The following is an 11,452-nucleotide window of genomic DNA, read 5'->3' on the forward strand; positions in this document are numbered from 1 at the left end:
TGGCCTTGTCGGCCAGCTCCAGGATCGGCGGCTGGTTCTCGGCCTGGTCACCGCCGCCGAGCGCGCCGGCGCCGACGAAGCGGGTGAAGTCGAAGTCCCGGCTGCCGGTGACCTTGATGGTGGCGCGCACCGGCTGGACGCGCTTGGCGGCCGGCCAGTCGGCGGTGGGCCGCGCGGAGTCGGTGGCGGGTGCCGGGCGGTCGGCCGCCGCGACGGTGCTGGGGACGGAGGGCACGAGGGCCACTGCCGCGAGAACGGCGAGCGGCATGAGGGTGCGTTTTCGGCTCTGCATAGTCGGATCGTTGCCAGAGACCCGGCAACGGCGCGCGCGGAGTCGTCCGAACGTACGGCCGTAACACCCGAACGGGCGTCCCGTCTTTGCGCTGCCGGCGTGACCGAGACAGGGTCGGACGTCACCTGGAACTCGATGGCCTCCAGCGTCCTATGGCTGTCCTCGGCAGCCTGCTCCGGGACCGTGGCCTGCGTCGGCCGCTCCTGGCCGACGACTCTGTCCCGGCCTGCGGAACGTATCCGACTGGGCCGCCGTGGCCGCAGAGGAGCCGCCGGGATTGGCTGGGGGTCCGCCGTCCGCACTCCGGGCTGCCGCGGGATCGCGTTCAGCCCGCTGTGACACGGGCGTTGACCCGTCGCATCCAGTCCCGGTCGGTGCGCCACATGGGGTGGTGCGGAGCCGCGTTGGAGGTCAGGACGACGCCCTGGAATCCGACCGCGAGGCAGCGGTCGACGACGAACTCGGCGATGTCCTTGCCAACGGCGTCCTCCTCGAAACGGGTCAGGAGAGGGGTGTATCCCACGACGCCTTCGCCGAGGACGGCGGGGATGCCGCGGCGACGGGCGAACTCGGCAACGGAGTCGACCCATTGGGCCAGGGTCTCCCGCATGTCCTGCCGGTGTGCCGGATAGTTCTCGTAGAGCCACAGGTCCCAGCGGTCGGGGTCCACCCAGTCGAGCGCGTAGAACAGTTCGCGGGGGATCCCGGTGGCGGCCAGTCGCCAGGGTTCGTCCGGCTGGTAGTCGGTGAAGGCGGGCGCGTCCGGGCGCAGCATGGCGGCCAGTTCGGGGGTGGGCCAGGTGGCAGTCTCGGGCGCCGCTTCGGTGCCGTGCCCGAGCCCCGCCGCCTCGTAGAGCGCGCCGAGGACGCCGTAGACGTAGAAGTGGAAGTGTGCGATCTGCGCCTGCTCGGGCAGGTCGTCGAGTTCGCCGGGCCAGGGCTCGCCCAGGGAGTAGGTCACGGGGATGGTGGGGTGGCGCGCTCGCAGCAGCTCGACGGCGCGTTCGAGGGGGCCGCGCAACCGGGCGTAGTGGCCGGCGGTGCCGTCGGCCGGTACGAGGGAGCAGTTGTCGACCTCGTTGTGCACCTCGACGTAGGCGACGCGGTCGGCCAGTCCGCGCTCGGTGAGGAAGTCGAGCAGCGCGGCGAGGGCTTCGGCCACGGCCTCGGCGCGGTCCGGGCCGGGTACGGCGGCCAGGGCGCGGTGCCAGGTGTCGGTGTCGGCGAAGCTGGGGGACTGCTGGTACTCCCACGAGGACACGATGACCTTGCAGTCGTGGCGGGCCGCTGCCTCGAACAGCTCCACGAGCCGGCGGCGGCCGTCCAGCGGATAGCCGCCGCGCACGTTGTACCAGCGGGTGCGCTGCCCGAACTGCTCGCCCAGGCCGCGTACTTGGATGGACTCCGGCTCCTTGACGCGTCCGGAGAACAGCAGGAAGGGCATGGCGCAGATGCGCACGGTGTTGAATCCGCGGTCCACCGTCTCGGCGAAGGCGCGGTCGAGGTCGGCGAAGGGCTCGCCCGGTCCCGCCTGCGTGTACCAGCTGAAGTCCCACAGGGTGATGGCGAGTCGGCCCGTGCTGCCGGGTGTGGTGGCTTGCAGCTGTGCGGTGGTCATGAGGTCACCCGTCGTTCGTGTGCGGTAGGACGCCGTCGGCGGCTCGGTACTGCCCGTTGGAACCGTCAGACAACCATCCACTGGTAGTTCGCGCCGGTGGCACAGGTCGACTGGTCCAGGGCCGCGCCGTTGTCGGTGGACGCTCCGGCGACCTCAAGGCATTTGCCGCTGTTGACGTTGGTGAAGGTGACGTAGCCGCCGATCACCGGGGTCTTCGTCCACAGCTGGTTCGAGGTGCCCGTGCACGTCGACTGGACGGCCACCGCCCCGTTGGCGGTGGAGGCGCCGGAGATCTGCAGGCATTTACCGCTGTTGACGTTGACCAGTTTGTAGTTGGAGCCGACGGCGGTCTGCACCCACTGCTGGTTGGCGCCGGAGTTGCAGTTGCCGGAATTGACCGCTGCCCCGTCCGCCGTGCTCAGGGACCAGACGTCCGCGCACTTGCCGCTGTTGCGGTTCAGCAGATGGTTGTTGGCGGCCCCGAGCGGGCCTGCGATGACGGGCCAGCCGCCCGCGAAGGTCACCTGACGGATGTCGAGGGTCTCCTGGCCGGAGTTGTCGCCGTCGTAGTAGTGGTAGGCGAGGAACTTGGACGCGCCGTCGTCGAAGGCGTCGGCACCGCCTGCCGCCACCTTGGGGTAGGCGCCGGTGAGGACGGTGGTTCCGCCGTTGGACGCCATGTCCGTGCCGCTCTGGTCGAGGTAGGGGCCGGTGATGCTGGTGGACCGTCCGACCACGGTGTAGTAGGTGCTGCTGGTCCCGCTGCAGCACAGGCCCTTGGAACCGAAGAGGTAGTAGTAGCCACCGTTGAGGATGATCGTCGGGTTCTCGATTCCGACGGCGATGTGCCAGAGGTTGTTGTCGGTGGTGGAGAGCTTGCCCGTGGTCTGGTCCAGGACGTGCATGTAGGTGCCGCTGCCGGTCCAGGAGCCCCAGGAGATGTAGAGCCGGCCGTCGGGGCCCCAGTCGACGTTGGGGTCGATGGGGTAGTTGACGTCCGTGACCATGCCCTGGTCCGTCCAGGGGCCTTCGATGTTGGTGGCGGTGGCGAGGCCCATGACGGCGTACGAGGTGCCCCAGAGCGAACCGGCGTAGTACAGGTGGTAGGTACCGTTGAAGTACTTGATGTCGGGGGCCCAGATGTTCGGCGGGGTCGAGCCGAGTTTGCTCGTGATCCAGGACGGGGTCGTCCCCCAGACGTTGCCCACCTTGGTCCAGCCGGTCGCCGCGGTGGCGTCGCACGTCTTGCGGATGGTGATGGATCCGCTGGGGTTGAGCGAGTCGTTCTCGAATCCGGTGGAGAAGCCGTAGTAGCAGCTCCCCACCTTGATGACACTCGGGTCGTGCATACGGATGTCACCGCTGAGGGCCTTCGCCTGGCCGGCGGTGACCAGACCTATGACGGCCACGAGGGCGGCCAGGATCGCGGCGAGGATGGAAGAGCTGCGCCGTCCACGGATTCCGGGGTATGCGCCTCCGGTGCGATGGCTGGTCATACGAGACTCCTTTGTGTCGCTGATGTGTGGGTGAGTACGACCGCGCCGCCGGGGTGCGGGCTTCGGTTCGCGCAGGTCAGCAGCCGGGTTCGGCCCGATACGTTCCCTCCGGCAGCCCCGCCGTCAGGGTTCGGGGCACGCCTGGACCGTAGGTGTCCAAGCGAGCGGCGGAGGCGTCGGTACACCGTTCTGGGGCGGGACGTCGGGGCCGGCTGTCATGACTTCGCGACTCCCTCGACGGTGAGAGAAGGACGGCGGGCGGGGTCTGTGTGCGCGGGAGCCGGCCATGTGCTCCGGCGCGGAACCGGAGTACATGGTCAGGCCTGTCGGCCGGTACGGCTGCGCGGGGTGTCGCCGCGTGGGCTGGCATGCAAGAGCCGAAGGGCGGATTGATACGCTTCAATCGCTTCGGCGGTGTGAGGCTGGCATTCTCCCGGCGTGACGTCAAGGGTTCGTGCACTCGTCCCGCAGGCCGCAGCCCATCCCGCGCCGCGGTGCCGCTCTCGGAGCCGGACCCGGCGAGCGAAGGGGCAGTGGGAGTGCGGCACTTCGCGGCGTGCGGCAGCGGAGTGCCGTGACCTGTACATACGCGTGGGCTTCCACCGAGTTTCAGGGCGTGCCCGACGGAGACGTTGGAGCGCTTTAACGGAAGCATGTATCCTGCGCCTGTTCACACCGGCCTGGCCCGTCAATCCGCGTCCAGGCCGATCGAGACCGGAAGTCGAGGAGCGTCGTGGCAGCCGCAGGTCCACGGGCAAACGGGCACGCCGGTCCGAGCATGCAGGACGTCGCGAAGGCCGCGGGCGTCTCGCTCGGCACGGTGTCCAACGTCCTGAACCATCCGGCCAAGGTCAGCCCCGTGACGGCGCAGCGTGTGCGCGAAGCCATCACCCGGCTGGGTTTCGTACGCAACGACGCGGCCCGGTCACTGGCATCCGGGTCGAACGACAGCGTCGGCATGGTGCTCGCGGACATCGAGAACTCACTGTTCATCGACATGGCGCACGGCGCCCAGGAGGCGGCCCGCACGGCAGGCCTCAACCTGCTGCTCGCGAACACGACGTGCGACATCGGACTCCAGAACGAGTACCTGGACGTCTTCGACGAGGCCCGGGTGACCGGCGTGCTGCTGGCCCCCATGGAGGACTCGACCGACGGCATCGCCAGGATGCGTTCGCACGGCCGCCAGATCGTGCTCCTCAACTACTCGCCGAAGCCGGGCACATGCTGTTCGGTGCTGGTCAACAACGAGCACGTGGGGTATCTCGCGGCCCGCCACCTCATCGACACCGGACGTACCCGGCTGGCGTACGTGGTCGCACACGACGACTACCAGCCGGTGCGCGACCGGCGCCGAGGGGTACGCGCGGCGGTCGAGGAAGCCGGCGCCCGCGTGACGCTGGAGGAGATCGACAGCGCCGGCCTGACCACGGCGCACGGACATCTGGTCGGCAGGGCCCTCGCCGGACGGAAGTCCGCCGACCTGCCGGACGGCCTCGTCGTCGTCACCGACGAACTGGCCAACGGCATCGTCCACGAACTGCACACGGTGGCCGGCATCGGCGTACCCGACCGGGTCGCGGTCATCGGGTGCGAGAACAACCGGACGGCCGGTTCCGCGGCCGTGCCCCTGACCGCGGTGGACCTGCCGGGGCGGGCGATGGGGCAGGAAGCGATGCGGCTGCTGATGGACGAGGTCGCCTCGGGCGCGCAGCACCGGCATGCCACCGTCGTACTCGAACCCGAACTGGTCGTCCGCGCCAGCGCGCCGCACTGAATCCGTAGTCCGTAGCCGTCACCGACCCTCAAGGGCTCGCCCTCCGGCGTGCCCGATTCCGGGCGTTGTGCGCACATTGCGGTTCGGAAATGCCGGCGAATCATCCTTGACATGGTCGCGTAGCGGGCCGTAGGTTCCGGGGCAACATTGAAGCGCTTCAATGCGCTGTGCACCGCGAGGAGCAACCCCGTGCACCACACCCTCAAGCCCCGCAGCCTTGCCGCCCTGGCAACCGCCACGTCCGCCGGTCTTCTGCTGAGCGCCTGCGGCGGCGGTTCGAGCGCGTCGGGCAGCGGCGCCCAGGAATACTCGCTCACCATCAACGACGACAACCACATCGTGCAGCAGGAGCTCAAGACCCTGAGCACCGGCGCGTGCAAGACGCAGAACTCGGCTCTGCCGCTGAAGATCCAGACGCTGCCGATCAGCAACGTCGACCAGAAGGTGCAGCTTCTCGCCGGGCAGAACGCGCTGCCCGCGCAGTTCGCGGCGGGAGGCACTCCGGCCCTCACCAAGACGCTGGACAAGGCCGGGCAGGTCCTCGACCTGGAGAAGACGCTCAAGGACCTCGGGGTGTGGGACGACATCCAGCCCGCCGCGGTCAAGACGGTGGAGAACCTGTACGGCAAGTTCAACGTGATGCCCTACCAGTTCAACATCGAGGGCATCTGGTACAACAAGAAGCTTCTCGCCGCGAACAACATCGCCGTCCCGACCACGTATGACGAACTGGTCGCGGCGGCAGCCAAGTTGAAGAGCTCGGGGGTCACCCCGTTTGCCGCGGCCGGCAAGGAGGGGTGGCCCCTCACCCGTCTGGTCAGCAGCTACCTCTACCGCGAACTGGGGCCCGACGCCCTGCAGGCGGTCGCGGACGGCAAGGCCAAGCTGACCGACCCCGCATACGTCAAGGCCGCCCAGGCCATCGCCGACCTCGGCAAGGCGGGCTACTTCGGCAAGGGCGTCGGATCCCTCGACTACGACACCGCCGCGCAGCAGTTCCTGACCGGCAAGGCCGCGATGTACTACATGGGCAGCTGGGCGCTCGGCGACTTCAACGACAAGACCAAGAACAAGGTCGGCGCGGCCAACGTGGGCTTCATGCCGTTCCCGACCGTGTCCGGTGGCAAGGGGTCCGCGGACCAGATCCCGGCCAACGTCGGTCTCCCGGTCGCCGTCTCGGCGAAGGCGTACAACTCCAAGGTCGGCGACTGGCTCGCCTGCACCGCGAAGAACTACGGCGCCGGCTCGCTCAAGGACCAGGGCACGGTCTCCGGGTTCAAGCCCAACGGTGACACCGGCACGCTGCCGGTCCTCACGCAGACGGTGCAGGACACCATCACGAAGACCACGACCAGCACCCTGTGGTTCGAGGCGCTGTTCAACACGAAGGCGACCGCGACCAGCCAGACGAACGCCGCGCCGCTGGTCAACGGGTCACTCTCCGCGAAGGACTTCATGAAGAAGGTCCAGGCAGACCTCGACAACGGCTGATCGTCCGTCAGCCGCCAACTGCCGCCGCACCGCACCGCACCCTTCGAAAGAGCCGTCATGCGTTCAGTTCTGGGAGACCGCCGCGCCCTCGCCATCCTGCTGGGTCCGGCGCTGCTCGTGTACACACTGGTGATGCTGGTGCCGATGGGCTGGTCCCTGGGCTACACCTTCTTCAAGGGGAACGTCATCGAGGGGTTCACCTTCGACGGGTTCGGCAACTTCGAGAAGCTGTGGCACGACCCGCAGGCGCACTCGGCACTGTGGTTCACCTTCAAGTACGGAGTCGTCGTCAGCGTCGGGCAGGTGCTCTGCGGATACCTGCTCGCCCTGCTCTACGTGTTCGTCCTGCGCAAGTCGTCCGCGGTGATCCGCACGCTGGTCTTCTTCCCGGTGATCCTTCCGACGGTCGCCGTAGCCCTGATGTTCCAGAAACTCTTCGCCGTGGCACCGCAGAACGGCCTGGCCAACACCGCCGTCGAATCGCTCGGCATCCACCACGGGGACTGGTTCGCCAGCGGCGGCGGGTCCTTCCTCGTCCTGGTCGTGATGGACGTGTGGCGCTCCATGGGCTTCTACGGCGTGCTCATCTTCGCGGGACTGCTCGACATCCCCGAGGAAACCCTTGAGTCCGCGCGGATGGACGGCGCCACGGGATGGCGGCTGATCCGGCACGTCGTCCTGCCGCTGTCCTGGCCGGTGGTCCTGGCGTCGGCCGTGTTCAGCATCAACGGCACCCTCAAGGTCTTCGACTCCGTCCTGGCCCTGACGAACGGCGGGCCGGGCAGCGACACGACACCCCTGACGCTGTACATGTTCCGCACCGCGTTCTCCTACGGCGACTACGGCTACGGCAGCACCATCGCCTCGCTGCTCACCGTCGTCTGCCTGGGCGTCTCCCTCCTCATCTTCCGCTTCTCGCGACGCGACCCGACCAAGGGCTGAACCCCCATGACCGACACCCTGACAGCGCCGCCGCGGAGACCTCTCACCCGCCCGCCGACAACCGCCCTTCCGAAGAGCCGGCACGTCCGGCGTCTGGTGCGCAACGCGCTCGTGGCCCTGCTGGTGGTGATCGAGGTGGCGCCGCTGCTGTGGCTGCTGCTGAGCTCCTTCAAGACCCAGTCCGAGTTCGTCAACGACCCCGCCTGGTCGCTGCCGAAGAGCTGGGGCCTGCACAACTACACCGAGGCCTGGACGACCGGACATGTCGCCCTGTACATCCGCAACAGCCTCATGGCCACCGTGCCCTCGCTCGCCCTCATCATCCTGCTCGGCGTCGCCGCCGGTTTCGCCCTGGAGGTGATGGTCTGGCGCGGACGCCACAGAGTCCTGCTCGCCTTCCTCCTCGGCATCATGGTGCCGAGCCAGATGATCCTGCTGCCGCTGTTCCGGATCTACTTCCAGACCGGCCTGTCCGGGACACTGGCGCCGCTGATCATCACCTACACCGCGGCCGGTCTCCCGCTGACCGTCTTCATGATGGCCACCTACTTCCGCGCGATCCCGCGCGAGGTGTTCGAAGCCGCCACCCTCGACGGAGCGAGCATCCTCAGGGCCTTCTGGAAGATCGCCTTCCCCATGGTCCGCAACGCCGTCTTCACCGTGGGGCTCGTGCAGTTCTTCTTCATCTGGAACGACCTGCTCATCTCCCTCACCTTCACCACCGACGACGACCTGCGCACCATCCAGGTGGGACTGCTCAACTTCACCGGCCAGTACGGCGAGACGGCCTACGGACCGCTCTTCGCCGCGATCAGCATCAACGTGATCGGCGCCCTGGTGCTGTACCTCCTCATCAACCAGCGCATCATCAAGGGCCTCACCGCCGGGGCGGTGAAGGGATGACCCACGAGCCGATACCAGCCGTCGCCACTCCGACCGCGGAACATCACCGGGAGCCGTTCGGCATCGGTGAACCAGCACCCCGGATCTCCTGGAAGACCACCGCGCCGACCGGCTGGACGCAGCAGGCCTACCAGATCGAGATCCACCGCGCCGACGGCACGCACCGCACCCCCTGGGTGGCCTCCGGCGAATCCGTCCTTGTCGACTGGCCCGACCAGCCTCTGGCATCGAGGGAACACGCCGAGCTACGCGTCCGGGTCCGAGGGACCGACGCCACCCCCGGCGACTGGAGCCCGGCCCTGCACCTGGAGACGGGACTGCTGGAGCCGACCGACTGGACCGCGCGGGCGATCTCGCCCCGGCGCCAGTCGCTGGAGCGGCTCGACGGTGAGCGGCGTCCACCCCTGCTGCGTAAGGACTTCCGGGCCGACGCGGAGGTGGAGCGTGCACGCCTGTACGTCACCGCGCACGGCCTGTACGAGATCGAGATCAACGGCCGACGCGTCGGCGACCACACGCTCGCCCCCGGCTGGACCAGCTACGACCACCGGCTGCGCTACCAGACCCACGACGTCACACATCACCTGCGTGCCGGCGAGAACACCATCGGCGCCTGGCTGGCCGACGGCTGGTACCGCGGACGGCTGGGCTTCAACGGCGGCCATTCCGATCTCTACGGCAACCGGCTCGCCCTCATCGCCCAGTTGGAGATCGTCCACCGCGACGGAACCCGCACCATCATCGGCACCGACACATCCTGGCGAGCGGCGCACGGTCCGATCGTGTCCAGCGGCCTGCTCGACGGCGAGACCTACGACGCCCGGGACGAACAACCACGGTGGTCCACCCCCGGGTTCGGCGACGGCGACTGGTCACCGGTCGACATCGTCGCCCGGGACCCGGCGACACTGGTCGCGCCCACCGGGCCACCGGTGCGCTGCACCGAGGAGATCGCCCCGGCCCGGGTGACCGCCCTCGACGCCGACCGTCTCCTGGTGGACTTCGGACAGAACCTCGTCGGCAGGGTCCGTATCAGCGTGACGGGACCGGCCGGGCACACGGTCGTCATCCGGCACGCCGAAGTGCTCCAGGACGGCGAACTGTGCGTGCGCCCCCTGCGCGGGGCCGCCTCCACCGACCGGTACGTCCTACGGGGCAACGGCCGGGAGACGTGGGAACCGCGCTTCACCATCCACGGCTTCCGCTACGCCGAGATCACCGGCTGGCGCGGCGGCGACCCCCACCGCGACATCGTGGCCCGCGTCCACCACACCGACATGGCCAGGACCGGCTGGTTCGCCTGCTCCAACGACCAGGTGAACCGGCTGCACGAGAACGTGGTGTGGAGCCTGCGCGGCAACTTCGTGGACCTGCCCACCGACTGCCCGCAGCGCGACGAACGCCTCGGCTGGACCGGCGACATCCAGGTCTTCGCACCCACCGCCGCCTTCCTGTACGACTGCCACGGCATGCTCGCGTCCTGGCTGCGCGACGTCGCCGTCGAGCAGCACGACGACGGCACCGTGCCCTGGTACGTGCCAGCCATCCCCGGTGGCCCGCAGTGGACACCGGCCAGACCCGGCGCGGGCTGGGGCGACGTCGTGGCGTTGACCCCGTGGGCGCTCTACCAGGACTCCGGCGACACCGGGCTGCTGGCCGCCCAGTACGACAGCGCACGCCGCTGGGTCGACCTCATCACCGAACTCGCGGACCTCTCGGGCCTGTGGGACCGTGGCTACCAACTCGGCGACTGGCTCGACCCGTCCGCGCCTCCCTGGGACCCGGGTGCCGGCCGCACCGACCGCCACCTCATCGCCACCGCCTACTACGCCTGGTCCGCACGGCACACGGCGTGGATCGCGGGCGTCCTCGGGCTCGAAGAAGACCGTCAACGGTACGAGGATCTCGCACACCGGGTACGGCAGGCTTTCAACGACGCCTACGTGCTCCCCTCCGGCCTGATGACCAGCGACACCCAGACCGCCTACGCCGTCGCCCTCCAGTTCGACCTGCTTCCCGACCCGGCAGCCCGGACAACGGCGGGAGACCGTCTCGCCCAACTCGTCGCCGCGGGCGGCCACACCATCCAGACCGGCTTCATCGGCACACCGCTCGTGACATCCGCACTCAGCGCCACCCACCACGTCGACACCGCCTACACCCTGCTCCTCCAACAGGACTGCCCCTCCTGGCTGTACGCGCTGAAGCACGACGCCACCACCATCTGGGAACGCTGGGACAGCATGCTTCCCGACGGCACCGTCAACCCGGGCGAGATGACCTCCTTCAACCACTACGCCCTCGGCGCGGTCGCCCAGTGGCTGCACACCACGGTCGCCGGCCTGACCGCCGTCTCGCCCGGCTACCGCGACATCGCCTTCCGCCCCCGACCGGGCGGGGGCATCACCTGGGCCGACGCCGCCCACGAGTCACCGTACGGCCGCGTGGCCATCCGCTGGGAACTGCACGCCTCGGGCATCAAGGTGCACACGACGGTGCCCACCGGGGCGACGGCACGGATCGAATGGCCGGACGGAGGAGTGACCACCCTGGCCACCGGAACCACCACGACGTGGCGACCGGAGCGTCCCGCTGAACGGCCGACATCGCCCGACCGTTGTGACTGAGCCGGGTCAACGTCCGCGGAACCCGGGCGTTTTCCCCGGGCCGTGGCCGCCGGCACCGGCCGGAACCTCGCGGTGGGCGAGTATCTGGCGCTGGCGCTGGGGTTGGCGGTGTCGCCCGGCCGCTGAGCGGATCCGCCGTCCGCGCGGTCGCCGTTGTCTCCGGACCGTCCATGGCAGCCCGCCGCAGCCCCGGGCGGTCTCCGTTGTCGCGACGCCCTCGCCGGCGCCGTCCTGCTCCAGGGCCTGTGGGGGCCATGGGGCCAGTGATCCTGATGAGACTCAGAGGGAACTGAGAACTCTCTGTGA

At 69.0% G+C, this 11,452-nt stretch carries 7 protein-coding genes and 1 pseudogene; 5 read left to right on the forward strand and 3 right to left on the reverse strand.

What is annotated here, in order from left to right:
• The 3 genes and pseudogenes from OC490_RS48550 to OC490_RS48560 form a co-directional block, all read right to left on the reverse strand.
• Positions 1-292 (reverse strand): annotated as a pseudogene (locus OC490_RS48550) (pectate lyase); the annotation flags it as partial.
• Positions 293-617: 325 nt separating this feature from the next.
• Positions 618-1,910, reverse strand: coding sequence for a cellulase-like family protein (locus OC490_RS48555; RefSeq protein WP_262064472.1), 1,293 nt, complete (start codon positions 1,908-1,910; stop codon positions 618-620).
• Positions 1,911-1,975: 65 nt separating this feature from the next.
• Positions 1,976-3,406 carry a family 43 glycosylhydrolase gene (locus tag OC490_RS48560; RefSeq protein ID WP_262064473.1) on the reverse strand — a complete coding sequence of 477 codons (1,431 nt, stop codon included), beginning with the start codon at positions 3,404-3,406 and terminating at the stop codon, positions 1,976-1,978.
• 778 nt (positions 3,407-4,184) lie between these two features.
• Between OC490_RS48560 and OC490_RS48565 the strand changes: the two genes are divergently transcribed.
• The 5 genes from OC490_RS48565 (at position 4,185) to OC490_RS48585 (ending at position 11,146) form a co-directional block, all read left to right on the forward strand.
• Positions 4,185-5,183: a LacI family DNA-binding transcriptional regulator gene (locus OC490_RS48565; RefSeq protein ID WP_262064474.1), complete on the forward strand. Its 999-nt coding sequence runs from the start codon at positions 4,185-4,187 to the stop codon at positions 5,181-5,183.
• A gap of 189 nt (positions 5,184-5,372) precedes the next feature.
• Complete coding sequence (locus OC490_RS48570) at positions 5,373-6,674, forward strand: ABC transporter substrate-binding protein (protein ID WP_262064475.1); 1,302 nt, start codon at positions 5,373-5,375, stop codon at positions 6,672-6,674.
• A gap of 57 nt (positions 6,675-6,731) precedes the next feature.
• Positions 6,732-7,616: a carbohydrate ABC transporter permease gene (locus tag OC490_RS48575; protein WP_262064476.1), complete on the forward strand. Its 885-nt coding sequence runs from the start codon at positions 6,732-6,734 to the stop codon at positions 7,614-7,616.
• A 6-nt stretch (positions 7,617-7,622) separates the two neighbouring features.
• On the forward strand, positions 7,623-8,519 hold the full coding sequence (locus OC490_RS48580; RefSeq protein ID WP_262064477.1) for a carbohydrate ABC transporter permease: 897 nt from the start codon (positions 7,623-7,625) through the stop codon (positions 8,517-8,519).
• Positions 8,516-11,146 (forward strand): alpha-L-rhamnosidase, encoded by a 2,631-nt coding sequence (locus tag OC490_RS48585; RefSeq protein ID WP_262064478.1) that lies wholly within the window; start codon positions 8,516-8,518, stop codon positions 11,144-11,146. Before OC490_RS48580 ends, OC490_RS48585 begins: the two co-directional genes overlap by 4 nt.
• Positions 11,147-11,452: the final 306 nt, after the last annotated feature.

It is taken from the genome of Streptomyces sp. STR69, assembly GCF_024519455.1.
Classification (GTDB): Bacteria; Actinomycetota; Actinomycetes; order Streptomycetales; family Streptomycetaceae; genus Streptomyces.